Genomic DNA, 25,072 nt, shown 5'->3' on the forward strand with positions numbered 1-25,072 from the left:
GACTCGTTTTGAGCACATTAGTGCTCAAGATTTAACGACGACGTTACTCCAAATTAACCAGCGACCGCTTAAAATACTCGACTGGCAAACACCGTATCAGGTTATGCTGACAAATTTGTCCAAAAATTCGGATTAAATTTGCAATCTACCATATAGTTATATGACCACTGCTCAAATTGGTTTGGAGTTCTTATTGATGATTCCAATGCCGTGGATTATTAACAAGATTGGTTCACGGAACGGACTAATTGCCTATGGTTGTATTTTAGCAATTCGGATTATCGGAAGTGCCTTGTCACCAAGCTTGATCTGGGTCATTGTTCTCCGTTTGTTGGCCGGATTCGAAATGCCATTGGTACTGGTTTCAATCATGAAGTACATTGCCGGAGCCTTCGATATTCGAGTCTACGCGACGGTCTATGCCCTAGCATCAAACTTTGCCAAACAGATTTCAGTCTTCGTCTTCTCCGCTCTTGCTGGTAACATGTATGACTCAATCGGCTTCCACCATACTTACTTAATTCTTGGTGCGATCGTTGCTGTCGTAACTGTCTTTGCCGCATTTACCTTGAAGAAGGAAGATCCTGTTCAAGCCGGTGAAGTAGATGAGAAAGGTCAGACAAAGGCCTAACTGAGATTCATTAAATTTGTGAGCACCCTATAAAACCAAATCCCCATAAAAAATGACACTCGTTGTGAGTGCCATTTTTGGATTTTAATAGACTTTTTTGCCGTCTATCCAAGTTGCTGCCACCCGAACGTCCTTAATCTCATTAGCGGGGATAGTGAAAATATCACGATCTAAGACAACAAAATCTCCAGCATAGCCCGGTGTCAGCTGGCCATTTCCACTAAAGCCGCCAATCTTAGCCGGCCAGGTGGTGTAGGCAAGCACGGCATCTGGAACGGTAATTGCTTCCTCTGGATTGACAATGTCGCCATTCACAGCTGTTCTGGTGACCGCGGCGTAAATATTAACGAACGGACTATCCGGTTCAGCCCACGGCGTGCATGGCGCATCGGAGCTCAGTGCAAACTCGGCTTTACTGTTGATCATTGATTTCACGCGGTAGGCTTCCTTAAACTGCTGGGGTGAAAGGTAGTCGCGGTACGATTCATCCTCGGCGAAAAAGAAAATTGGCTGAGTCACCAGCGCGTAATTCATCGTTGCTTGGTCGATTTGCCTGAGCATTTGATCACTCAAAATTGAAGCGTGCTCGATTCGAATTGATGGGCGGTCAGAAAGCCATGGCTGCAGGTGATCGGTTGCGTCTAAAATGATTTGAATCGCAGCGTCGCCCATGGCATGAATGGCTACTTGAAGATGCTGTTGTTGAGCATATGCAACTGCCTGCCTGAGTTTAGCTGCATCGGTTAAGCAGACACCATTTTGACCGCTGGGATAAGGCTGTTGATTATAGGCTGTTTCACCGGAAATGCTGCCATCCATAAAGACTTTGATGCCGGCAATCCGCAGCTGGTCATCATTTGTCGGTCTTAGGCTGGCATTTCCAGCAACTTCATCGTAGACATAGTAAATGGCTGATTTCGGCTTGAAACCGGCTTTAACGGCGTCCTGGTATAGCTTCAATGAATCATAGGGGCGCATTCTGCCCATCATTTCTCCAATGGCAACGATGCCGTTTTGAAGATAATGCTTGGAACTGTTGGCCATGTTGTCAACGTCGCCCTGATAGCTTTGGGCTGATTTGGCTTGGATCAGTAACTGGGTGGCGGCGACTTCTTTCATGTAACCATTTGGTCGACCATCACTGAAATGGCCGATGAATCCGCCGACTGGATCCGGCGTGTCTGCGGTGATTCCCGCCAGTTCCAATGCTTTGGAGTTGCCAATTGATGAGTGACAATCGGAGCGGTAAACAAAAATTGGCTGAGTGGTGGAAATTTCATCCAGATCGTCGATGGTTGGCGTCCGGTGCTCGGCTAACTTGGTTTCGTCAAATCCCCAGCCTTCAATCCAAGTGTCAGGTCCTTTGCCAAACGCTGGTGATTGCCGAAGGGCAGCCTGCATGTCTTTGATGCTATTGACATTTGGTGGGGTGCAGGCAACCCCGTGCAGGGCATCGGCAATATATTTGGGATGGGTGTGGACGTCGATCAAGCCCGGCAAGACGGTTTTTCCATGCAGGTCAATTGCATTGGCATCGTTGAGGTCGTTGGAGTCGCCAATCCATGTCACGTGACCGTTTTCAATGGCCATTGCTGAAGCAAAGCTTGTGCGGTCAAGTCCAGTGAATATTTTTCCATTAGTAAAAGTTGGCATGGTCATTCTCCTTGCTGATTCAGTTTGTTTCTATTATTCATGATTAATGGTAGCGATTGCAAGTCTGATCGTCCTGGAAATTCAAACGGTGAAAAGTTATCATAATATTATTGAGCTTTTAGAGAAGGAGTAAGCTAATGGAATCTTTGGAATCCCACACTTTAAATGCATTTTCGAAAAATATTGAACTCACTGACCACCAAAAGACCGTTCTAAAACAAATTGATGACTTTTCTCTTAAACATTTAAAAGAAGACGGTCACGCTGTGTTTGTTTTGATGGGGGATGCTGGGACTGGTAAAAGCTTGATCTTGAATCAGCTATTTACCCAATTAGCTCAGGTGGTTGACGATGCCTACTTTTTGGTTAACCATCCAGAACTCCTAAAAGTATATCGGGAGTTGGCGGGCCAAACACCGCATATGCTGAAAAAGTATTACCAACGGCCAACGAGTTTTATCAATCAGATGCACAAGCAGGATAAACGGGTGAATTTGACGGTCGTTGATGAAGCCCATTTGTTGTTGAGTAAGCCGGATCACTATAACAATTATTATGGGGACAATCAGCTGCAGGATATCATCAATTTGAGCCGAGTGACGATTGTTGTTTTTGATCCCCACCAAGTCCTGCGCACCAAGAGCTTTTGGAATAAAGCCAGATTGGAAAAGCTGATTGCGCCTTATCCCCACGAATTGGTTCATCTCAAGCAGCAGTTTAGAATGCAAGCGGGACCGCAATTGATGGATTGGTTGGATCACTTTATTGATGGGAATATTATCGGACCGATTCCCAGTGACATCGGCGATTATGATTTTCGCATTTTTGCGGATGCCCAAAAGATGTTTCGCACGATTATCAAGAAAAATGATCAATATGGCTTATCACGAATGACGTCGACCAGTGGTTACCCATCGACTTTAGATGGTGGTAAACATTTGGTGAATGAGGGCAATTTCCACCTGCCTTGGGATCAATATAATTTCACCAGTACACCCTGGGCTGAACAGCCCCAAACGATCGATGAGGTTGGTAGTATTTACACAGTGCAGGGATTTGATCTGAACTACATCGGGATTATCATTGGACCGCCGTTTTATCTCACCACGGATAATCGGCTGGGGGTTGACCCCAGCAAAGTCACCGATGTGGAGATTTTTAAACACCGGTCCGATATGTCAGAGAAAGATTATGAACAAAGTAAAGTCGAACTGCTGAGAAACTCCTTGAACGTTCTATTGCGACGTGGAATTAAGGGGATGTACCTGCATGCCCATGATCCTAAGTTAGAAGCCTATCTGGAAAAGATGATGGCTGATTTGCGGACTACCAATTGATTGACAGAATTTGCCAGATTCGCTATCATTTGCTTAAACGGTTAGTGGGGAGAGTATGATGAAGAGAACAAGCTGGATTATCTTAGGAATCATCGTGATTATTTTAGCAATTGGCGGTGGTTGGTATCACCACAACTATTCACCAATCTACTATTATGGCCAAGTTGGTAACTTGGAACGCAAAGAAAATTCACCAGGCGGCAATCCGGACGTTTACTATTACAAGATTAAAGCCTATAACGAACAAGGTGACAAAAAGACACTGGAAGTTGGTTCCGTTGATGGCCATAAGTTTACGAAAGGTCACTATATCCGCATTGGCTACTCAAGGGCCAAGAACGTGGTTGACTATAAAGGAATTTCGTATTCTCAGGTACCAAAAGAGCCGAAGCAAAAACTCAGTCAGCAGTTAGATTAAGCTTAGTTGTAGGCATGATTTAATAAAACAAGAGAAGGGGGCCGACACAAAACGAGATGTTTTGTGCCGGCCCCCTTTTAGATTCTACCTAAATAACCAAATGGTAGTCCCTTGAAATTAACCGTAAGCTACGGGATCAAATTATTCATCATATGAAGCGCGATACTGTAACGAATATCTCGAAAATGCATGTAGGCAAACGACAAACAGCAGCCGAGCGCGGAATACATGATCCAAGTCAGATCAAAGCTCATCTCGTGGGCAAAGCCAAAGAGTGAGCCACTAACAATAATTGCCAAAATATTGTTCAACCGATTATCCTGGTTGAAGAAGTAATTCATGAAGATCCCTCGGAAAATTAACTCTTCAAAAATCGGTGCGAGAATCCCACCAAAGAAGAGGTTCCACATTGGCATTTTGATTTCGGCAGCTTCTACAGCCTGCTGGTTACTGGGAGTTGACAAAATATGCTTGGCAATCAGCCACTGCCAAAGCACCTGGACAGCTGTCATCAAAATAAAAATCCATAACAGTTGGGCGATTCGTTTGGCCGTTGGATGCCGTCTGCCAAAGTGTCGGGGATTATTGACGGTTAATTGTTTGCCATAACGCCAACCGACCAGGGCCAGTGCACCAGCAATTAGAACCAGTGCCAGCCCCAGAAGGTGACGCGCACTCAAGGGATTTTTAATGTATTGACCGGCAATTTCAAAGACCGATTCGGCCACGATGTACACTGCCAGAAATCCCACGAATTTTAGAATTTGGGTTGATTTAGTTATGAGATACCTGGTTGGCTTCATCTATCTGAACTCGTTAACTTCGATTCGATTCTTGTCTGGATCTAAAATGGTAATCGAATTAACGTTTCTCCTTACTTCAGTTTTTTCAGTCGGCTCATTGACGATATCAACAAAATAGTTGATCAAATGGGCCTTGATATCGGCCATTTTATCTTTGGCAATCAAGCCAAATGAGATCGGGGTGTCGACCTTGTCTTCCTCGTGGAAATCAAGGAACATTTTGTGCATGTCCGCTCCCTTGTCACCGTTAGGTAAATCGACAATTTGAAGGTCAAAGACTTCGTGATAAAAACGAAGGCTGACTTCTAAGTTGGAAACGGGAATTGTGATGTATTCAATTTCTCTGATATTCATTGTATGATCATCCTTTAAAAGTAATGTTTTCATTATATACCAAAGGGAAATCTTCGCACGATTAGTTTGACTACTATGGGAAACAAGCGTAACGTTACAAATTGTATGTAGTATTTCGAATGAATTAAGGAGTGAACTTTTTTGCCATTACTATCCGTATCAAATCTTTCGATGAGTTTTGCTGAGAAGGATCTGTATAAAGATGCTGAATTTACGCTTGAAAAGGGCGAGCATATGGGCGTGGTTGGTCAAAATGGGGTTGGTAAATCAACCCTTATTAAGATCATCACTGGAAGTGAACTGCCTCTTTCTGGAGACATAAAGTGGCAGAAAAATATTAAAATTGGTTATTTGGACCAGTATGCTGATGTTGAGGAAGATTTGACCCTCATCGATTTTTTGCGGACTGCGTTTGCTGATTTGTACAAAACCAGCGACCAATTGAACGACCTTTATAATACCTATGCGAAGACTGCCGACGATAAATTGCTTGAGCGGGCTGGGAAACTACAGGATATCCTGGATTCCAGCGACTTCTATAACATTGATACCAGAATCGAGCAGACCATTACCGGCTTGGGATTAGATAACATTGGTCGCGATCACCTAGTTGGTCAAATGTCTGGTGGTCAGCGTTCCAAGATTATTCTTGCTAAGATGCTGTTGGCTGATCCGGATGTTATTTTACTAGATGAGCCGACCAATTACTTGGATACAGCTCAAATCGATTGGCTGATTGACTACTTGAATGGTTTCAATGGGTCTGCACTGGTGGTCTCCCATGATTATGATTTCCTGGAAAAGATTACTAACTGCATCATTAACGTTGCCTTTGGTAAGATCACTAAATATCGCGGGAGTTTCAAACAAGCGATGCGCCAGCGTGCCGAACGGGAAGAATTCCAGCAGCGTGAGTATGATAAGCAGCAGGTGGAAATCGAGAAGGCCGAGCGTTTTATTCGAAAGAACAAGGCCGGTTCCAAGTCAACGATGGCCAAATCCCGGGAGAAGAAACTTGCCCATATGGATAAAATTGATCCGCCTTCGACTAACATCAAGGCCAGCTTTAATTTTCCTTATGAAGAAACCGGTTCTCATGAAGCCTTGACTGTCGATCACTTATCGGTTGGTTATAATAAACCGTTGCTTAAGCCAGTCACTTTCACGATTTCAATGGGTGAAAAGTTTGGCTTCGCCGGCTTTAACGGGGTTGGTAAATCAACTCTGATCAAATCAATCCTGGGTCAGCTGCCTGCAAAGGGCGGGACGGCCAAATTCTCCCCATCTTCTCACATTAGTTACTTCAGCCAGGAACTGGAATGGGATAATAACCGAATGACACCCATGCAGATTATTTCGGATAAATTTCCGAAATTGAACCAGCGGGCGATTCGGACGAAGCTTGCCAAATGTGGTTTGGATGCTGCCAATGCCATCAAACCAATTGGGGAGCTTTCTGGTGGCGAACAGACCAAGGTCAAATTGGCGATGATGGAGTTCACCCCAACCAACTTTTTAATTATGGATGAGCCCACCAACCATTTGGATGAAGAAACCAAGGAAGCCTTGAAACGGGCATTAGACCGGTTCCCAGGCAACTTGATTATTGTCAGCCATGAGTCCAGTTTCTATGATGGATTGGTTGATAAGGTTCTGAATGTGGAACAATTGAGCCTAAAGGAAAAACCAGTGATTCGGGACGAATCGTAAATGAGATAAAACCATGATACCACACAAACAATCCTTTGTGTGGTATTTTTATCCCAAAAATTGTCCTTGATTTATGCGGTAAACCTGTTGTAAAATATTGACGTGTTAAAGTCCAAGGTTCCTGACCTGCTCCCCCTGGCAACGGGTACTTTGGACTTATTTTTGGGGAATTGTTGTAAGCGGTAACAGGATTATTTGAAGGGAATGGTGTTTAGAATATGAATCATTATTTAAGAAAATTGCTCCTTTTGGCGGCTGGTATTTTAAGTGTGGGGACACTTGCGGGCTGTTCGACCCAAACCAAGTCCAAAGATAACGGTAAGCTGGTTCGAACCGCCAATCTGTCGGCAAACTATTCCATTGTGACACTGGATGTTTCGAAAGCTCAGGGTTTTGATAACGCTGGTAACCTGTACGACAGTTTGCTCTATATGAACAAGAAGCACAAGCCGGTACCGGCACTGGCAAGTAACTATCACGTTTCAAATGATGGTAAGACTTATACGTTTACGATCCGAAAGAATGCCAAATTCAGTAATGGTGATCCAATTACCGCAGAAAGCTTTGTTTATTCATGGCAGCGCACTTTGAACCCCAAAACCAAGTCAACTCACGCTTATCTGTTTGATGGTGTGAAGAATGCTGAAAAGGTTAACTTTGGCAAGCTGCCATTGAGTGCGTTGGGCGTTGAAGCACCAAGTAAGCGAACTTTTGTCGTTCATTTAGACCGACCGATTGCTTACTTTACTAAATTGATGACCTATCAGGCTTTTTCACCCCAAGACAAAAAGATCGTCGATAAATATGGGGCCAGTTATGGCCAAGCTGCTAATAAAGCCGTCTTTTCCGGGCCGTATGTCATCAAAAAGTGGGCACCGCAGTCCAACACTTGGACCTTTAAAAAGAATCAAAATTATTGGGACAAGAAGCATGTCAAGATGAACACAATTCATATGAATCACGTGATCGACCCACAGACCAGCCTATCGTTGTATCAAACCCACAAACTTGATTTTACAATTTTGATTGGTGATCAAGTTACCCATTATAAGAATAGTACCGACTTATACCGCGGACCGTATTCATATATGAATTATTTGGTCTATAATCAAAAGATCAAGAATCCAGTCTTACGGAAGGCTTTTAACAATGTGAACATCCGTAAAGCCATTTCATTAACGATTGACAGGGGCCAAATTGCCAACACCTTATTAAAAGGTGAATCACTCAAACCAACGGGGTTTGTCACCAAGTATCTGGCCTATGATCCTACCCATAATAAAGACTTTGCTTCAAAGCAGTTTGGCGGCGTTGGGGTTGCCTATGATTCTAAGCTCGCCAAAGACTATTGGAATAAGGGATTGAAGCAAGTTGGACAAAAGAATTTAACCTTTAATCTTATGGTGGCCAATTCAGATAATGTGAAGAAAGTCAGTGAATTCATCAAGTCATCTGCTGAAAAGCAATTACCTGGATTAACAATCAATCTCCAAACGGTTCCTCAAGAAGTTCAATATGCTCGTGGTGTTGCAGGTGATTTTGAAGCCTATATCACCGGTCGTGGTGCCGATATCGCCGATCCAACTGCCTTTCTTCAGCCGATGATGAGTAAGAACTCAATGAACTATGGCTCTTGGCATAACGCAAAGTTTGACCAGTTAATCAGCCAGTCAATTTACACCAATAACGCCAATCCATCGATTCGCTGGAATAAGATGCTGGCGGCCGAGAAGATCCTCATGCAGGACCAAGGGGCGACACCATTATTCCAAAACTACAACTTATATTTGAAACGACCTTATTTGCATGGGATTACGCACAATACAACTGGCTCACAGTGGAACTATAAGTATATGTATATTAAGAAATAGCATTAAATCCGGATGAGTGTGGGGAAAGGAATAGTTGAATAATGGGAGATTAATGCTATTCTGGAATTAAATATTGGTATGTGCAGGCGTAACCAAACACAACAGTGCCGGTGATGTGAAGGGAGAAGTATGTTTTCGATTATTTATTTGGTACTTATGAGTCTCTTAGCAGGCGTATTAACCGGGATTGTGGGGATGGCCTCGCTAACCCTATATCCAGTTCTGTTGTCAGTTGGCGTGGCACCGATTACTGCCAACGCAACGATTACCGTTGCCCAAGTTGGTGGCGGATTGGGAACGGTGACCGCTTCGTTGAGGGAGCTGCATGGACATTGGAAACAGGCGTTCCAAATTGCCGTTCTAAACACCCTGGGTGGTGTCTTTGGGGCACTCATTTTAATTCACAGCACCAACAATGGTTTCAAAAAATTGGTCCCCGTTTTTATTATGCTAGCGGGAATCCTCATTTTAACGCCGAAACGTCGTGGGAAGCCGGTCATTAATAATCGAATTATCACTGCTGTAAGCTGGTTGAGTACGTTTCTAGTCGGAATTTATACCGGCTACTTCGGTGCAGCATCTGGATTATTGATGATTGCTGTCCTTTCCAAGATCGTTCATGAGAACTACGCGATTTATAATTCAATGCGTAATTTTGCCTCGTTTATGAATAATATTGTCGCGGCAACCATGTTTATCTTCACGATTCCAATCGATTGGGCAGTGATTATTCACTTGCTGATTGGATTATTCACCGGCGGTTATATCGGTCCGATCATCGTGAGGTACATTCCATCGACAGTGATTAAACACGCTGTTGGCATATTTGCAGTTATCCTGGCACTGGTCTTGGGTTATCAAGCTTATCTGTAACAATCAAAGAACCCCTGAAGTTCGTCATTGACTAACTTCAGGGGCCCTTTATTGAATTAATTATTAAATGATGGCTTAAGCAGCTTCGTGGCGTGCTTTGAGGTCTGCTTCAATTTGAGGTTGCATTTTATCGAACTTGTAGAAATACATCAAGATCAACCCGATGCCAAATCCAATGAATGGTACCCAAACGAAATTCATTTCAATTGCGTTTAAAGCTTGCGCGGTTTGGGCGTGGTTAGCAACATAGCCGTTCATGCTGAGTAAGAATCCAGTGACAACACCGCCCATTCCCATACCAAGGTTAGAAGCGATCCCCGAGAATGAAGTTACCAGGCCTTCAGCCCGAACGCCATTTTTCCATTCGCCATAATCAACGGTGTCAGCAAGCATCACTGGCAGTAGTCCGGCGAAGAAGCCATTACCGAAGTACCCTAAGATGGTAGCACCGGCCAGAATTGGCACGTTCATCATCTTGGCACCAATTCCAAGAACCAGTTGGCTGATGACACAGAGACCAAGGCCAATCACCATGGTGCCTTTTTTGCCGAAGTGACGGGTCAAGAATGGTGTAAAGACAATTACAACCAAAGAGAGTGCCTGCAGGCCGAGCATAAACGAAGCTAAGTCCGCATTGTGCATATTGTATTTAAAGAAATAAACCGTTACTTGAAGTTTGGTTTGCATCCCAATCCAGAAGAAGAAATACATCAATGAAATAATCATCCAAGGCCAGTTTCCTTTAAGCGCCCGAGCGGACTGCTTAAGAGAAAGCTTTTCTTGGTGACGGGGATGGACACGTTCACGTGTATTTTTGAACGTTAGCAACAGTAAGAACGCAGTTAGAACGGCAACCAGGACTGCGGTAATAAAGAAGCCTTTATTGTCGTTACCTTGACCAAGCAGTGAGACTGCCGGCAATACCATGATTGAAATCAAAGTGGCACCGGTGGTAGCTAGGACCTGACGAACGGTACTGAACCGAACCCGTTCTTGTGGGCTGGCAGTCAGACTTGGCAGCATCGAGGTAATTGGAATGTTGATTCCCAAATATAAAATATCGATTGCAATATAGGTCACGTACGCCCAAATTAGCTTACCCAGTGGTCCTAGTGGAATGGATGAGAAAGCAAGAATAAAGAAGATGGCGTATGGAATGGAGAACCATAGGAAGAAGGGGCGACTTTTGCCCCAACGGGTGTGGGTGCGATCAATCATAATTCCCCAAGTTGGACCTGAAATTGCATCTACAATTCGGGCGATAAAGAACAGGGTACCGATTGCCCCGGCAGCTAAACCAAAAACATCCGTGTAGTAATACATCAAGTAGGTGCCGACCATGCCGTTAGCGATATTGCAGGCAAAGTCAGATGCCCCATAACTTAAGCGTTCTTTGTTGGTAATATGTTCATCATTTGTGAGTGAATGGGAACCCGCAGGCAATGTTTGTGTCATTTTCATTTTTAATCCTCTTTTCAGTTTATGTCCTTATTTAACGGCTGCCAGATTACTGGTCAAAACTTCTTTAGTCTCACCAAGTGGATTGGTTTCCGTGATGGTAAAGGCCTGGGTCTTCAAATTAACGGATAACGTTGCGGCCGTCTGACCATCTTTTGATCGGCGTGTAACCACAATTTGATTGTCACCGATTTGTTGGACGTCAATCCCGCCTTCAAGATCAAATGCCGGACTGTGATTGCGGAAGCGGAGGAGGTCAAATAATGCCTTGACGACTGGCCGCTTAGTTTCTTGCGCTACATCTTCTAATGAGTAGTAGTGGCGGTTAATATTGCGACCTTCCTTGGTCTTTTCAAGTAAATCCAAATCGTTTTTACCAGCAAGTAGGCCGACATAGTAAATCTGTGGAATGCCAGGCGCAAACACTTGAATTGCGCGCGCCAGTAGATAAGCATGATCGTTATCTCCGAGGGCTGAGTAGTATGTGGTATTGATCTGGTAAACATCAAGGTTATGGTAAGCAGTGCTGGAATAGACTTTCTTGACGTTGGCACCGACTTTATACATTTCGGCTTTGGTATAGTCAAGTTCATCATCAGACAGAATGTCCTTGGCATCCACAACCCCAATGCCGTCATGAGTGTCCAAAGTTGTGAACTGCTTCATAGGACTGTTCTTGAGCCAGCCAGCCAAACGATCGGCTTTACCGGAGTACAAACTATACAAGGTAACAATCGGTAGGGCGAAATCGTAGCTAAAGTAATCGTGATCGGTAATTTTTCGAACAATGTGATAGTTCTCGTGAATTTCAGGCAGCAGAGTGGTATCACGTGGGTTGGTGATTTTGCTGATTTCCTTCAGGAGATCCCAGATTTCTGGTTCGACGAAGAAATCGTTTGTCCCTAATTTCTTGATGGCGTAAGCGAAAGCGTCCAATCGGATAATTGAAGCGCCGTGGTCCATCAGGAAGTTCAATGTTTCTTTGATGAACTGTTTAGTCACTTTGGAACTCACATTCAGATCAATCTGGTCTTCACCAAAGGTGTTCCAAACATCTTCAGTCTGACCGTCAGCAAATTTAACGGTTTGAACGGGGGCTTTTGGTTTGCGCTTATAGATTAAATCAATGTCCGCCTGAGTTGGGCGACCCTTGGGCCAAAATTCGTTCCAGTGAATGAACAGATCCCGATAAGCAGATTGATTATGGTTTGCCTGGAAATCTTTAAAGTATTTGGACTGTTTCGAGATATGGTTGACCATGAAGTCAAACATCAAATAGTAAGACTCAGCTAACTTTTTAACATCGTTCCAATCGCCAAATTGTTTATCGACTTTGGTGTAATCCATTGGTGCAAATCCGCGGTCACCGGATGATGGGAAGAATGGCAGCAGATGAACACCACCGACGACGCCGTCCAAGTAAGTGGTCAGCACCTTTTGCAGGTCCTTGATATTGTTGCCCAAGCTATCCGGATAGGTAATGAGCATTGCTTGATTATTTAATTTCATTAGTTATTTCCTTTCGTATTTGTAAAGGTAGGCTGACCATGGCTGAAGCTTCATGGCAGTGGGATTTTGTTCAGCTGAACGATTGGTGAGGACTAGCTCAAGGTTTTGAAAATCCGAGGTTACTTGGTAAGCAGCCGGGGTATCACTCAAATTGGTGATGATCAAGTAACCTTTGCGCGCTGATTCCCGAGTGTAAACGTAGAGCTGATGATCGTGAGTGTCGATTAACTGATATTTCCCAGCCAGCAAAACGGGATCGCTGAGTCTCAGAGTCGTTAACCGTTTGTAAAAGCTGAGAACTGAGTTTGAGTCGGCTTGTTCATTCTTGACATTGATCGTTTGGTGGTTGGGGTTCATTTCAATCCAAGGCTGATGGTTGCTGAAGCCTCCCGTTGAGGTCCATTGCATCGGCGTGCGGGCATTGTCGCGACTCTTTTTTTGAAGTTTAAACAATGTTTCTGCTTTGGTTGCACCTTTTGCCAATTCTTCTTGATAGAAGCGTTTGGAATCCAAGTCACGATACTGATCGATATTGTCAAAGGAGACGTTGGTCATCCCAAGTTCTTGTCCTTGATAGATGAACGGTGTCCCTTTCATTAAGAAGTACATCATTGCCAGTGCAGTTGCACTTTGCTGACGCATGTCGCCATCGTTGCCGAAGTAAGAAACCGCTCGGGGCAGGTCGTGATTCTCAAGGAAAAGGGCGTTCCAGCCGATTCCCTCAAGGCCATTCTGCCAATTGGTCAACGTCTTTCTCAGCATCGCCACGTCGATTTTGCCGACGGTGAACTTTTCCCAAAAACTAACGTGGTCAAATTGGAAGATCATATCGAAGTAACCGGTTTTGGTATTGACCCATTCTCTCGCCCGGGTGACTGGAACGCCACCCGCCTCACCCACTGTCATGAGGTGGTTGCGTTTAAAATCAGTACTGAGTTCGTCGAGAAATTTTTCGATGCCGAAAACGTTGTTCATTGCTGCTTCTTGGTCTTGCACGTCGGCAAACGACTGATTCTTCTTCAAGTGAGAAATGGCATCCAACCGGAAGCCGTCAACACCATGCTCAGCCCACCAATCAATAATCTGCTTGACCGCTTGGTGAACCTTGGGATTTTCCCAGTTAAGATCCGGTTGCTGTTTGGCAAATAGGTGATAGTAATATTCGTCGGTCGCGGCGTTATAAGTCCAGGCAGAACCGCCGAATAAGGAGACCCAGTTATTGGGAACCTTTCCAGCAACTGGTTTTCGCCAAATATAGAAATCATGGTAGGGATTATCCACCGATTTTTGAGCTTCTTGGAACCAGTGATGTTGATCAGAGGTATGGTTAATGACTAGGTCGAAGACGACTCGGATGTCATTTTGGTGGAATTGCTTGATCATCTTAAATGTGTCATCCAACGTGCCATATTGGGGGTCAATGTCTTCATAATCGGACACGTCATACCCATTATCAACGTTTGGTGACGCGAAGAACGGTGATAGCCAGACGAAGTTAACACCCAAAGATTTAATGTAGGGAATCTTTTCAATAATTCCTGGCAGGTCACCGATCCCATCGTTATTGCTGTCATAAAAGCTTTTTGGATAGATTTGGTAGCCAACTGCGTTCTGCCACCAGGTTGGATCTTGCTGATTACTAATCAATGTGCTCACCTCTCATAGTTTTGAAACCCCTTTCACAAAACACATGATACACGCTTACATAACCGTGTGTCAATCGTTTGACATAAATTAATATAAAAATATTTTCCAATATGCTATACTGGTACTATCAAAACGCGATTAGAAGGTGATTGCATGCAACCTAAATTAGCGGATGTGGCAAAGTTGGCCGGTGTTTCTGTGACTACCGTTTCTCGGGTGATCAATGAACGCGGTTATTTGTCAGCCGCAACCAAAGAAAAAGTCTTTTCTGCAATGCAGCAGCTTAATTACCAACCAAGTCTGGCTGCCAGAGTCCTTCAAGGAAAGCAATTTAAATTAGTTGGCTTGATTTTTGCCAGCGTAGAAAATCCACTGATTGCCCAAGTTGTTGAAGAAATTGAAAATCGGTTGTTTGCCCGCGGCTATAAAGCGATCATCTGTAACAGTATGGACAATCCTGAAAAGGAGCAGCAGTATCTCAAAATGCTGATGGCCAACCAGGTCGATGGGATTATTACCGGTTCGCATAATGAGGGAATTAAGGAATATAAAATGTCCGGACTGCCGATTGTCTCGTATGACCGTTATTTTCAGACCAAGATTCCGACCGTCAGCAGTGATAACCAGGCGGGTGGCGAATTGGCCGCCAGAGTTATGATTGAGAAAGGTTCCAAGAGGTTCATGTTGGTGTCCGGTAGTTTAGAAAAGCGGGCGCCCAATAACCGACGATTAACTGGTTTTGAACACGTTGCCGAGGAACATGGCTGTTCGGTTCAAATGGTGGCCTTTCCCTTCAATTCAACCCCCAATATCAGGCGGGCAACGTTACGTGAAAAATTGCTCGCGAGTCAGCCGGACGGTATTTTCTGTACCGATGATCAGACCGCATTACTATGTATTCAAGAGGCACGTAAGGCAGGAATGCGAGTTCCCGAAGACGTGCAAGTGATTGGCTACGACGGGTCTGATTACGTTCAAGAATATCATCCCGAATTAAGTACAATTGTGCAGCCGGTAGGAGACATTGCCGACTTGTTGGTTCGCTTGTTGTTTAACCGGCTTCAGAAAAACGATGATGAGCTGTTGGATAAGTACGTGTTACCGATTAAGCTTCTGCAGCGGGATTCGCTGAGAAAGTAGTAAGTGGTTAGTAACTGGGTGGTTTCCAGAATCAAACAAATCGCGCCATCATTCCTGTGTCTTTGGAATGATGGCGCGATTTGTTTAAATGCAGTGATCAGGCAAATATTAGTTGGATACTTATTTGTTGAATGTCTTATTTTCGACTTCCCGAATGAAGGTTGCCAAGTGATCATAATAGACGTCTGGATTGTCAATCATGTGATGATGGCCGCCTTCTGGCGTTGAGACGAATTTGGCGTTAGGGATCATTTCGGCCATTCGTTTGCCAGTCTCGATTGGCATGGTTTCATGTTCACCGAACGTTACCAGTGTTGGCACCTTGATGTTCTTCAATTGATCGGTGAAGTTCCACTCAGCCAATTTACCAGTGACGACAAATTCGTTATCACCTTGGAATGCCCCGTAGATGTCGGTGTTGGTCACGTCGATCAGGTGTGACAGCTTGGAAGGCTGCTTACGGTCGATGTAGCCCTTATTCAAAATATCAACGTATGATTGATACTTGTCATTGTCGTAATCGCCCTTGGCTTCGCAGTCCTTCATATAGGCTACTTGTTCTGGGGTTAAGGCCTTTTCACGGACTTCTTCCAGATGCTTGGTGTAGTCGTCAATTCGATCGACCATTGAAGAAATGATGGCGCCCTTCAAATGTTGACCAAATTTGGCAGCGTATTCCTGAACCAACAAGCCGCCCCATGATTGGCCGATCAGGTAAAAGTTGTCCAAGCCAAGTTTTTCTCTGACTTCGTCAACTTCATTTAAGAAGTAATCATAGTTTAAAATGTCCTTGCGGTTCTTAGGATCGCCGAAATCAGGACTGTCAGAATACCATGAACCCAGTTGGTCATACATGGTTACTTGAACGTCTAAGCCCTGCTTCTTGAGCTGTTTGGCTGCGTCTTCCCAGTATTCATGTTCGCCACCGGGGCCGCCGTGTAAAGCTAACAAATGAATGTCGCCAGTGCCTTGGGTATTGGTCCATAAGTGATAGCCGTTATCCAAAGTAATGATCTTTGTTCCTGTCTTCATAAAATCACCTATCCTTATTATTATTATTTATAAAAAGCATATCACATTTATCACTGTTTATCATCGGCAGAAAGTAATGGCAAGTCAATCTTTGAGGCCCCAAGGTCAACTGCGTAAGAGATATCCTGATTGCTGCGGATGGTGTAATCCATATCGGTAGCGTAAATGATCAACCCAAGTTGGTGTCCCTTCAGCAAATGCCAGAAGGTTGGCTGGAAGGCCATGGTGAAGTTGTAATATTGACCGGGTCTCAGATCATCTGATTGATAATTGTTGGTACGGTTCTGCATATTCATATGGGCATCGGTAAACTTCTTGTAAGCAGATGCTTTTTTCTCAGGTAGGAATTCTTTCAAATCATCCTTGCGCCACTGGTAGCCGGTAATGATTTGCTGAGCGGAAAGGACTTGCGGAACAGCCGTCAAACGTTTCTCAACCCCGTAGTCGACGAGTGCCGCACTTAACAAGCCCAGATCAGCACTGCTGGCAGCCCGTAAAGTGATCGTAGCTCTGCCGTCAACGGTGAGATCTTTGGCCAGTGGTTCTGACACAAGCTTAATGCTGTGCTTGTCGAGCTTGGAATGATTTTTGGTAAATAAAGCTTTTTGCCACTTCTTGGTGTTTTCGATGTAGTCCTTAAATAAATCATCGGGCAGTTGGTCACTAAACGTGTGGTTCTCGTTCATGTCAGTCCAGCGTTTATCATCCAAGGAAATCTCCTTAACAGCGCCACCCCAGTCTTTGTATGTTGTCCAGGTTTCCGGTTCGGCATTATCTTGAACCAAAACATCCGGCACAATCTGATTGGCCTGATTGTCGACTGCCAGCAATTTGTTGGTCAGCCAAAGATTGACAATATCGGTAAAATCAACTGAGCGGAAATTGTTGAGGTACTCGTGTTGTCCTTGGTGGAGGACTAATTTTTGGGTAACCTTTTCGTTCTTCAACGTCTCTCGGAGATTGTAAACGTGGGACAACTTAACGTTCCAATCGTTTAAACCGTGCACCAGTAGCATGTCGGCCTTGATATTGACATTCTTCAAGAGATTGCGATTGTCCCAGAAACTGTTGTAGCTGCCGGTTTGACGATCTTGACCATCAGTCAGCTTCTTAAGTTGGTCCAGCCAAGTATCCTTAATTTTGAGATAATCCGCAGCTGACTGTTCCCGGCTGAAGGTGAGCTCGCCCAAGACGTCAGTGTCTTCGCCTTGAAAGCCACCGGGGGCAACCACCAAGCCATTCTCTCGATAATAGTCGTAATAATTGGAAATGCCGGCTTCGACGACCGCCGTCTTGAGACCGGAAACACCCGTCATCGCAGCGGCTGTCGAGAGGGTTCCGAGATAGGAACGTCCGGTCATCCCAACGTTTCCATTGGACCACCAAGCCGGAATGCTGATTTGGTCAGACCGATTGGTAAAGGCGGTCCGATCACCATGCAACCACTCGATGATTGAAGTGGCACTGATGGTTTCATCAGGGGTTCCGGTTGTCCGAATGCCATCGGAATCCTTGGTGCCAACACCAGACGAGTAGACCACCGCAAACCCGCGCGCCAGGAAGTAATCATTCAGCGAGTAAGTCCAGGTTTTGACAAATGATTCTTCAGCCACCTTGCTGGTGTCTTTAACGGTTCGTGGTTCCGGAAGGTTGTGGTTGTCATAATCAAACTTTATGTCGTCATAACTCAAATGGGTGGGCGTTTTGCGAGTCAATTTTTCTTGATTGACGTCGTGAGTGATTTGATCAGCTTGTTGGTCGTTGGTTCCTTGATCGTATGGACTGGCAGTGAAGATAACCGGAACTTTTAGGCCATTTTCGGTTTCTTTTGGCCGAATGATTTCTGCTTTTAGGAGGTCACGTTTACCGTCATGGTCGTTGTCTAAGGGTGCTTCGACGTAGACAACGTCGCGGATTAATTCGCTGTTATCGAAGACGGCTTGCGACTTGCCGTTGAAAATCAGCGGCTGTTTTAGGTCGCCGGTTTCGAAAAACTGGTGATAATAACCCTGTCCGGCTAGATAATCAATGAGGGTCTGGCCGAATTTGGTGCGAGTGTTAAGCAATTTGTACCAGGCATCGATGAGCTGATTGCGATCGAGAACGTCGTCCACGTCAGCGGTTGGCAGGCGGTATTTTTTCATAGCTGAAAATGGATCGACTAAATCGAAGTCCAAACCAACCTCAAATCCCAGCAGCTGCAAACCAACGTTATAGAAGGCCAGCTTGCTGACCGCATCTTGTGTTGTCGTGAATTCATAGGCATTTAGAGATGGGTTTGCCATCAAATTCGAAACCTTTTGAATCCGGGTGGCCAAGCTCTGCTTTTCAATGAAAAACTTCAGCAGAAACTGTCGGTAAAGCATGACGGGATCCGCCATTTTTCTGGTTTGAGCCGTTAAGAAATGAACGTCCGCCAACTCTTGGACAATTGTCTGATGATCGGTTGGAACGTATGCAAACTGATTAATTTTCATGAAATACCTCCTGGAAAATGATTGTTAACGCCATTATACCTTACTTTTTGATGGCTGAACTGGTTGGCTTTTGTCGAAATTGCAAAGGGGTTTGACCGGTGAGCTTCTTGAAAACTCGGATGAAATAATTCAAATCGTTGAAACCGGTCATGAACGCGACGTCGGTAATCGGGAGCTGTTGACTGCTCAAATATTGTTTGGCCAAAACGATTCGCCGGTGGTTGATGTAGTCGGTAATTGTTAAGCCTGTTTCCTGCTTAAACTTTCTTGACAGATACGACCGATTAGTGCCGATTGACTTGCTGACTTGATTGAGTGTCATCGAATGTCCCAAGTTGAGCAGAATATAGTCGACCGCTCGTTTGATCATTGGTGAATAGCCGGCGGTAGAGACTGACTGGACTAGCTGGCAGTATTCTTCAGTCATAGAATGAACCAACACGTGCAGTCCCTGAAGCGTGTTTTGCCGCTCGATTAATAACGCGTACTTTTCAGAGATGTCATTTAGGTAAACGGGGTGGACACCGCCTTTATGAGCGGCAATCCGGCAAATAGTGTTAAAGACAAAGCAGATGTTCTTTGAGGACCGAAGCGGTTTTCCGGGGATGCGATTGACAAAGGAATAAAAAATCTTGGTCATGGTGATATTGAGATGCTGCACGGTGGCTTGATCACCCGATGCGATTGCATTGGTAATTTCGTCCTCGTTTGCATAGTTGGCCTCGATCTGTTGTCGATGGTCGCTGTTAACCGTCGCTAATGAGCTTGCAATCGGCTGGGGCCCGTTACTTAGTTTGACCTTCTCACTGGCACCGTTTAATGGATGGGCAAATAAATTGGTCATCAAAGTGGCCAAGTCGTTGATTTTAGCTTCTGCGAGGACGGGTAGACTTTGATAGAGCTGAGTGAGCTGCCGACGTTCACTAATGGTGTAGGAATTTTCTGCCATAATTGCGGCGATTTCATCGACAGTCAGCGTGGTCGTCAAAAACGGTCCTAAAATGACGGTTTCATCCTCGGGCTGGTTCGGCCGGGCGGCGAGATAACTCAGCCGAGCGGAATCCGTGTAAGTCAGATATTCATTGGTAGCCAAATGCTGAACTCGGTTCAAAATCGTGTCAAGCTCTTTCAAACGCTGAAAAACCGGCAATGTGTTTTCCTGAATCCGCGTGATAGGGATGCCGTTTTTTTGAATAATGACGATGTCAATTTGCGTCATTGAATGAATTAATGAGGCGGTTGATTGATGACTGGGTAATTCATAATGAAGTTCCTTTCTGATAGCGGTTACACAAAAGTCAACAGAATGCGATTTAAGTAAAAATCAGATAAGCATTTGACCCCAGTGTAGCTTATATTAAAGACATTGAGAAGCAGCAGAATAAATACTGACTTAACGAACGGAGGATTTTAATCATGTTATACCCACTTACAACACCCAGCAGAACGGTTCTAGACTTATCAGGACTTTGGAAATTTATGATCGATGAGGAAAACACCCCGATTGATCCCAAACGGCCACTGCCAACTGAAGACGTGATTTCAGTTCCAGCATCATTTAATGACCAAACCGCCTCCAAGAAGATTCGCGAACACAACGGCTTTGTGTGGTACGAAACGAATTTTGACATTGCCAAGCCATTACGAACCCAGCGCCTGGTGCTGCGATTCGGCTCCGCCACCCACGAAGCTTGGGTTTACCTCAACGGCCAAGAGATTACGCATCATAAGGGCGGTTTCACGCCATTTGAAGTAGAAATTAATGACTATTTGAACGATAGTGGCAACCGCTTAACTGTCAAATTAAGCAACATTCTTGATTACACGACCCTGCCGGTTGGCAACTATTCCGAAACCACTGACCAGGACGGCCACAAGCACCGCCACGTCGACGAAAACTTTGATTTCTTCAACTATGCGGGTCTTCAACGACCAGTTAAAATTTACTCAACGCCGGCTGACTACATTAGTGATATCACGGTTGTGCCAGATGTGCACCTTGCTGACTCGAGTGCCGATGTTTTGGTTAAAGTCACGACCCATGGTGAAATTGATACGGTTAAAGTGACCATTTTGGATCAAGACGGCCATCCGGTGGTCAGTGGTGATTCTGCTGATACTAACCTGCATATCGATCAGGTTCATCTCTGGCAGCCACTCAACGCCTATCTCTATACTGCAAAAGTGGCAATCATCCGAAATGGTGAGATTATCGATACGTACTCAGAACCTTTTGGTGTTCGCAAAATTGAGGTAAAAAACGCTCAGTTCCTGATTAACGGCGAACCGTTTTACTTTAAAGGCTTTGGTAAACACGAGGATTCATACGTTCACGGGCGGGGCATCAACCAACCGGTTAACGTCTTAGACATCAATTTGATGAAAGATATGGGTGCCAATTCGTTCCGAACTTCCCATTATCCATACTCGGAAGAAATGATGCGGCTATGTGATCGTGAAGGAATTGTGGTGATTGACGAAACCCCAGCTGTCGGTTTAATGGTGACCTTTGGCTTTGACGTGTCAATGCTTGAGAGCGACGACTATCAAGATGATACTTGGACTAAGTTAAAGACTGCTGACGTCCACAAGCAGGTCATCAAAGAAATCATTGATCGCGATAAGAATCATGCCTGTGTCGCAATGGGTCGATTGCCAACGAAGCCGCAACCTTTTCAAAAGGCGCTTATGAATACTTCAAACCGTTATTTGATGAAGCCCGACAATTAGACCCACAAAAGCGTCCTTGTACGTACACCAGCATCATGATGGCTAATCCAAAGACGGATAACTGCATTTCACTCGTCGATGTGATCGCCTTGAACCGGTACTATGGCTGGTACGTTGGCAATGGTGACTTGAAGACCGCAGAAAAAGCAACTCGTGATGAGTTGAAAGAATATTCTGATAAATTCCCTGACAAGCCGATTATGTATACTGAGTACGGCGCCGATACGATTCCGGGATTGCATAGTAATTATGACGAGCCGTTTTCTGAAGAATTTCAGGAAGACTACTATCGAATGACTAGTAAAGTCTTCGATGAATTCCCACACTTCGTCGGCGAACAGCTGTGGAATTTCGCGGACTTCCAGACTAAATTTGGCATTCAACGGGTCCAAGGCAACAAGAAGGGGATCTTTACCAGGTCACGGGAGCCGAAGATGGTGGTTCGTTACTTGAAAGATCGTTGGACCAAGATTCCAAATTTTGGTTATAAAAAATAATGATGTTGATTTTCGAACCGGAACACGTGATTCCGCGTGCGCCGGTTTTTTATTGCCTAAAATGAAAGCGCTTAATGGATTTTTGAACAGCAAACACTTGGGAGGCTTTATGATGAAAACAGAAAAGTTAAAAATGCGCGAAAAGGTTGCCTATGGACTTGGTGATTTGGGCAATGGCCTCATGTTTCAATTTGCCCAATTGTTCCTACTAAAATTCTACACAGATGTCTTGCAGATCCCCGCCTACTGGGGTGGCTTGATTTTTCTGATTGCCAAGTTTTTCGATGCTTTTGTCGATACGAGTGTCGGCGCCTTTGTGGATTCTCGCCAGCATATCTCCAAACGTGGTAAATTCCGACCGTACATCCTCTATGGGTCTTTATTCCTGGGGATCGCCACGGTGGCCTGTTTTGTCACCCCTAATTTTGGTGAGACCGGTCGGATCATCTACGCCTTTGTTTCCTATAACATCATGGGATTTTGCTACTCCGTCGTGAATATTCCCTATGGGTCGCTTGCTGCAGCGATGACCATGGATTCCGGTGATCGAACTTCCCTATCTGCTGCACGTGACCTGACTGGTCAGATGGCAGCATTGCTGACCGGAGCAGTGGTCATTCCGCTGGTCGCAATCTTTGCCACCCCTAAGATTGGCTATATTGCCACGGTCGCTGCTTTTGCTGCCGCCGGCGTCGTTTCTCAAATTCTCTGTTACGCCGGAACCAAAGAACGAATTATTGACCATAAACCGCGTCAAAAGGGGGATGGCCTCAAATCGATCAAGGGATTGTTAACCAATCGCCCGTTCATTATTCTGTCGGTCTTCACGATTATCAGTGTTGGCTCGATGTTTCTCAAAATGGGCATTCAATTGTATTACTTTCAGTATGTTTTGGGACAAGTCGGAATTGTCAGCGTTGTCAGCTTACTGAGTGCCTTATCGATCATTCCGGCGGTAATCTTTGCAACGCCGTTAGTTAAGAAAATTGGTAAGAAGAACGTTGCAATTTATGCTACATTGGGATTCATTGCCGCAGAACTGGTCAACTTTTTTATCACTGGTTCACACGTGATTCCCTATCTGATTGTCAACACCATTTCATACATGTTCCTGGGGTTCAGTGGTACCGTTGCCTTTGCTTTTGTGAATGATGTGATTGAGTACGGTCAGCTGCAAACAGGGATTCGCTCGGAAGGGATCATTTATTCCGGATACAGTTTCGTCCGCAAGATTGCGCAGGGAGTTGCCGGCTTTATCCCGGGCTTGGCCTTGACTATGACCGGGTATGTGGCTAACCAACCACAATCTGCCAGTACCATCTCTGGCATCAGTGCCGTGTACTTCCTAGTCCCGGCGATTGCGAGTGCGATTTCCTGCGTTGTCTTTTACTTCGGCTATGATTTGACCGATGAAAAGCATGCCGAAATTGTCAAAAAGTTGGAACAGCGTGAGGCCGACCGCAAGCGGAGTGAACATCTCGATATCATTGATGGGAATTCGATTGTCGATCCTTTTGATCCTGAGGTTTCTAATTCCAACATGGTTAATCACTAACTCATAGTCACAATTAATACTTTAAAAAAGACGAACCGAAAATAACTTTTTGGTTCGTTTTTCTATGCTTGTAAAGTTAATCACAAACCATTGCATTTGTCGATGGAGAAGACTAGCCTTGATTTGTATAAAGCGTTTGCAAAATGATTGTGAAGGGGGTCGCTTTAATGTCTACGATTATTGCTGCTTTGAAAGAATCTGGCGATGAAAACCGTGTGGCAATCACACCAGATGTCGCTTCCAAGCTCATCCACAGTAAGTTTGAAGTGATGGTCGAAAGGGGGGCCGGTCAGAATGCTTACTTTTCTGATCAAGCATACCAAGACGCCGGTGCACAAGTGGTTAGCAGAGACGATGCCGTTAGTCAGGCTAATGTGATTGCAACGGTTGATTTACCGGATTCAGAAACTTTGGGTAAGCTTCACGAGGGACAGATTCTCATCGGCTTATTGAAAGCCTTGACGGATCTGGATTCGATCCGACAGCTTGCCAAACAGAAGGTTACGGCACTGTCGTTTGAACTGCTGCCACGGACAATTTCTCGGGCACAAGGCATGGATGTTTTAAGTTCACAAGCTTCAATTGCCGGGTACAAGGCAGCTTTGGTTGCTGCCGACAAATTTGCCCGCTATTTTCCAATGATGATCACCGCTGCGGGGACTGCCAAGCCAGCCAAGGTATTGGTCTTAGGGACTGGGGTTGCCGGTCTGCAGGCCATTGGAACCGCTAAACGTCTGGGAGCGATTGTCTCAGGCTATGATGTTCGTCCCGCCTCGCGAGGGGAAGTCGAATCACTCGGCGCCGAATTCCTCACCAGCTCCGTTAGCGCGGTTGGTGAAGGGGGTTATGCTCGTCAATTGTCAGCCGATGAGCAAAAGCAGCAGCAAGACGAGTTGATCGGTTTTATCAAACAAAATGATATTGTGATTACCACGGCTCAGGTTCCTGGAAAGAAGCCGCCAATGCTGGTTCCCCAAGCGGCTGTTGATAATGCAAAGCCAGGCAGCGTCTTTGTCGATTTGGCTGCTAGTGATCTCGGTGGCAATGTCGCTGGATCTAGGCCTGACCAAACAGTGGTGACCGATTCCGGTGTGCAATTGATTGGTGCCGGTAATTTAGCCAGTGAGATGGCGACGTCAGCTTCTGAAATGTTCTCGAAGAACGTTCAGGCAGTGATTAATGATGTTGCTGATAAAGATGCTCAAATTACCATCGATTTGAAAGATGATGTCATGAGCCAATTGGTGGCAACTGATCACGGTGAAATTATTTCCGAAAGAGTCAGAAAAGCGCTGAACCTGCCAACCGCTCAACCGGCTAAAGATGACGATGCACCTGCCGATTCTGACGACAAGTCAGCCGAGAAGGGGGATTAGC

At 45.0% G+C, this 25,072-nt stretch carries 17 protein-coding genes and 3 pseudogenes; 11 read left to right on the forward strand and 9 right to left on the reverse strand.

Translation table 11 applies throughout. The annotated features are described in order from the left end of the window. Together LPKJCM_RS12905 and LPKJCM_RS05880 are read left to right on the forward strand one after the other, a co-directional pair. Positions 1-136: pseudogene (locus LPKJCM_RS12905) on the forward strand (IS30 family transposase); the annotation flags it as partial. A 15-nt stretch (positions 137-151) separates the two neighbouring features. Next, positions 152-631, forward strand: a pseudogene (locus LPKJCM_RS05880) (MFS transporter); the annotation flags it as partial. A gap of 84 nt (positions 632-715) precedes the next feature. Here the strand turns inward: LPKJCM_RS05880 and LPKJCM_RS05885 are convergent. Continuing rightward, positions 716-2,284 (reverse strand): amidohydrolase, encoded by a 1,569-nt coding sequence (locus LPKJCM_RS05885; RefSeq protein ID WP_057962244.1) that lies wholly within the window; start codon positions 2,282-2,284, stop codon positions 716-718. Between the two features lie 137 nt (positions 2,285-2,421). Between LPKJCM_RS05885 and LPKJCM_RS05890 the strand changes: the two genes are divergently transcribed. Both LPKJCM_RS05890 and LPKJCM_RS05895 read left to right on the forward strand, forming a co-directional pair. After that, the gene (locus tag LPKJCM_RS05890; RefSeq protein ID WP_057962245.1) at positions 2,422-3,621 is read left to right on the forward strand and encodes a DUF2075 domain-containing protein; all 1,200 of its coding nucleotides are present in this window, start codon (positions 2,422-2,424) and stop codon (positions 3,619-3,621) included. 55 nt (positions 3,622-3,676) lie between these two features. Beyond that, entirely contained in the window at positions 3,677-4,039 is a 363-nt protein-coding gene (locus tag LPKJCM_RS05895; RefSeq protein WP_225364142.1) for a YxeA family protein, read from the forward strand. A 128-nt stretch (positions 4,040-4,167) separates the two neighbouring features. On the opposite strand, the gene LPKJCM_RS05900 is transcribed toward LPKJCM_RS05895, so the two are convergent. Together LPKJCM_RS05900 and LPKJCM_RS05905 are read right to left on the reverse strand one after the other, a co-directional pair. Then, positions 4,168-4,842: a CPBP family intramembrane glutamic endopeptidase gene (locus LPKJCM_RS05900; protein ID WP_057962247.1), complete on the reverse strand. Its 675-nt coding sequence runs from the start codon at positions 4,840-4,842 to the stop codon at positions 4,168-4,170. Further along, entirely contained in the window at positions 4,843-5,196 is a 354-nt protein-coding gene (locus tag LPKJCM_RS05905) for a VOC family protein (protein ID WP_057962248.1), read from the reverse strand. A gap of 141 nt (positions 5,197-5,337) precedes the next feature. On the opposite strand from LPKJCM_RS05905, the gene LPKJCM_RS05910 reads away from it, so the two are divergent. The 3 genes from LPKJCM_RS05910 to LPKJCM_RS05920 all read left to right on the forward strand — a co-directional run bounded on the left by LPKJCM_RS05910 (position 5,338) and on the right by LPKJCM_RS05920 (position 9,650). Further along, positions 5,338-6,906, forward strand: coding sequence for an ABC-F family ATP-binding cassette domain-containing protein (locus tag LPKJCM_RS05910; protein ID WP_501161689.1), 1,569 nt, complete (start codon positions 5,338-5,340; stop codon positions 6,904-6,906). Between the two features lie 218 nt (positions 6,907-7,124). Next, on the forward strand, positions 7,125-8,777 hold the full coding sequence (locus LPKJCM_RS05915) for a peptide ABC transporter substrate-binding protein (RefSeq protein WP_225364143.1): 1,653 nt from the start codon (positions 7,125-7,127) through the stop codon (positions 8,775-8,777). 129 nt (positions 8,778-8,906) lie between these two features. Next, on the forward strand, positions 8,907-9,650 hold the full coding sequence (locus LPKJCM_RS05920) for a sulfite exporter TauE/SafE family protein (protein ID WP_057962249.1): 744 nt from the start codon (positions 8,907-8,909) through the stop codon (positions 9,648-9,650). Between the two features lie 75 nt (positions 9,651-9,725). Here the strand turns inward: LPKJCM_RS05920 and LPKJCM_RS05925 are convergent, their stop codons facing one another. From LPKJCM_RS05925 to LPKJCM_RS05935, 3 genes are read right to left on the reverse strand one after another with little or no spacing between them, the layout of a single operon-like run. Then, on the reverse strand, positions 9,726-11,111 hold the full coding sequence (locus LPKJCM_RS05925) for a glycoside-pentoside-hexuronide (GPH):cation symporter (protein WP_057962250.1): 1,386 nt from the start codon (positions 11,109-11,111) through the stop codon (positions 9,726-9,728). Between the two features lie 27 nt (positions 11,112-11,138). Beyond that, complete coding sequence (gene gtfA, locus LPKJCM_RS05930; RefSeq protein WP_057962251.1) at positions 11,139-12,617, reverse strand: sucrose phosphorylase; 1,479 nt, start codon at positions 12,615-12,617, stop codon at positions 11,139-11,141. A 3-nt stretch (positions 12,618-12,620) separates the two neighbouring features. Continuing rightward, on the reverse strand, positions 12,621-14,264 hold the full coding sequence (locus LPKJCM_RS05935) for an alpha-glucosidase (protein WP_057962252.1): 1,644 nt from the start codon (positions 14,262-14,264) through the stop codon (positions 12,621-12,623). A gap of 153 nt (positions 14,265-14,417) precedes the next feature. Between LPKJCM_RS05935 and LPKJCM_RS05940 the strand changes: the two genes are divergently transcribed. Beyond that, on the forward strand, positions 14,418-15,404 hold the full coding sequence (locus tag LPKJCM_RS05940; protein ID WP_057962253.1) for a LacI family DNA-binding transcriptional regulator: 987 nt from the start codon (positions 14,418-14,420) through the stop codon (positions 15,402-15,404). 120 nt (positions 15,405-15,524) lie between these two features. Here LPKJCM_RS05940 and LPKJCM_RS05945 read toward each other — a convergent pair whose 3' ends face one another. The 3 genes from LPKJCM_RS05945 to LPKJCM_RS05955 are packed head-to-tail and all read right to left on the reverse strand — an operon-like array spanning position 15,525 to position 20,132. Beyond that, the gene (locus LPKJCM_RS05945) at positions 15,525-16,436 is read right to left on the reverse strand and encodes a proline-specific peptidase family protein (protein WP_057962254.1); all 912 of its coding nucleotides are present in this window, start codon (positions 16,434-16,436) and stop codon (positions 15,525-15,527) included. 50 nt (positions 16,437-16,486) lie between these two features. After that, entirely contained in the window at positions 16,487-18,913 is a 2,427-nt protein-coding gene (locus LPKJCM_RS05950) for a Xaa-Pro dipeptidyl-peptidase (RefSeq protein ID WP_057962255.1), read from the reverse strand. A 40-nt stretch (positions 18,914-18,953) separates the two neighbouring features. Further along, positions 18,954-20,132: a helix-turn-helix domain-containing protein gene (locus LPKJCM_RS05955; protein WP_057962256.1), complete on the reverse strand. Its 1,179-nt coding sequence runs from the start codon at positions 20,130-20,132 to the stop codon at positions 18,954-18,956. A 197-nt stretch (positions 20,133-20,329) separates the two neighbouring features. Here LPKJCM_RS05955 and uidA point away from each other — a divergent pair. The 3 genes and pseudogenes from uidA to LPKJCM_RS05970 all read left to right on the forward strand — a co-directional run bounded on the left by uidA (position 20,330) and on the right by LPKJCM_RS05970 (position 25,071). Further along, a pseudogene (uidA, locus tag LPKJCM_RS05960) lies at positions 20,330-22,140 on the forward strand (beta-glucuronidase). 112 nt (positions 22,141-22,252) lie between these two features. Beyond that, positions 22,253-23,695, forward strand: coding sequence for an MFS transporter (locus tag LPKJCM_RS05965; RefSeq protein WP_057962257.1), 1,443 nt, complete (start codon positions 22,253-22,255; stop codon positions 23,693-23,695). Positions 23,696-23,862: 167 nt separating this feature from the next. Beyond that, positions 23,863-25,071, forward strand: coding sequence for an NAD(P) transhydrogenase subunit alpha (locus LPKJCM_RS05970; protein WP_057962258.1), 1,209 nt, complete (start codon positions 23,863-23,865; stop codon positions 25,069-25,071). Position 25,072: the final 1 nt, after the last annotated feature.

Origin of the sequence: Lentilactobacillus parakefiri (assembly GCF_002157585.1) — a bacterium.
GTDB classification, from domain to species: domain Bacteria; phylum Bacillota; class Bacilli; order Lactobacillales; family Lactobacillaceae; genus Lentilactobacillus; species Lentilactobacillus parakefiri.

Excerpts from the sequence above, each read along its gene's own strand:
- LPKJCM_RS05885 (WP_057962244.1), bottom strand. The coding sequence starts at position 2,284 with ATGCCAACTTTTACTAATGGAAAAATATTCACTGGACTTGACCGCACA.
- LPKJCM_RS05900 (WP_057962247.1), bottom strand. The coding sequence starts at position 4,842 with ATGAAGCCAACCAGGTATCTCATAACTAAATCAACCCAAATTCTAAAA.
- LPKJCM_RS05920 (WP_057962249.1), top strand. The coding sequence starts at position 8,907 with ATGTTTTCGATTATTTATTTGGTACTTATGAGTCTCTTAGCAGGCGTA.
- LPKJCM_RS05955 (WP_057962256.1), bottom strand. The coding sequence starts at position 20,132 with ATGACGCAAATTGACATCGTCATTATTCAAAAAAACGGCATCCCTATC.
- LPKJCM_RS05950 (WP_057962255.1), bottom strand. The coding sequence starts at position 18,913 with ATGAAAATTAATCAGTTTGCATACGTTCCAACCGATCATCAGACAATT.
- LPKJCM_RS05945 (WP_057962254.1), bottom strand. The coding sequence starts at position 16,436 with ATGAAGACAGGAACAAAGATCATTACTTTGGATAACGGCTATCACTTA.
- gtfA (WP_057962251.1), bottom strand. The coding sequence starts at position 12,617 with ATGAAATTAAATAATCAAGCAATGCTCATTACCTATCCGGATAGCTTG.
- LPKJCM_RS05895 (WP_225364142.1), top strand. The coding sequence starts at position 3,677 with ATGATGAAGAGAACAAGCTGGATTATCTTAGGAATCATCGTGATTATT.
- LPKJCM_RS05940 (WP_057962253.1), top strand. The coding sequence starts at position 14,418 with ATGCAACCTAAATTAGCGGATGTGGCAAAGTTGGCCGGTGTTTCTGTG.
- LPKJCM_RS05925 (WP_057962250.1), bottom strand. The coding sequence starts at position 11,111 with ATGAAAATGACACAAACATTGCCTGCGGGTTCCCATTCACTCACAAAT.
- LPKJCM_RS05905 (WP_057962248.1), bottom strand. The coding sequence starts at position 5,196 with ATGAATATCAGAGAAATTGAATACATCACAATTCCCGTTTCCAACTTA.
- LPKJCM_RS05890 (WP_057962245.1), top strand. The coding sequence starts at position 2,422 with ATGGAATCTTTGGAATCCCACACTTTAAATGCATTTTCGAAAAATATT.
- LPKJCM_RS05915 (WP_225364143.1), top strand. The coding sequence starts at position 7,125 with ATGAATCATTATTTAAGAAAATTGCTCCTTTTGGCGGCTGGTATTTTA.
- LPKJCM_RS05970 (WP_057962258.1), top strand. The coding sequence starts at position 23,863 with ATGTCTACGATTATTGCTGCTTTGAAAGAATCTGGCGATGAAAACCGT.
- LPKJCM_RS05965 (WP_057962257.1), top strand. The coding sequence starts at position 22,253 with ATGAAAACAGAAAAGTTAAAAATGCGCGAAAAGGTTGCCTATGGACTT.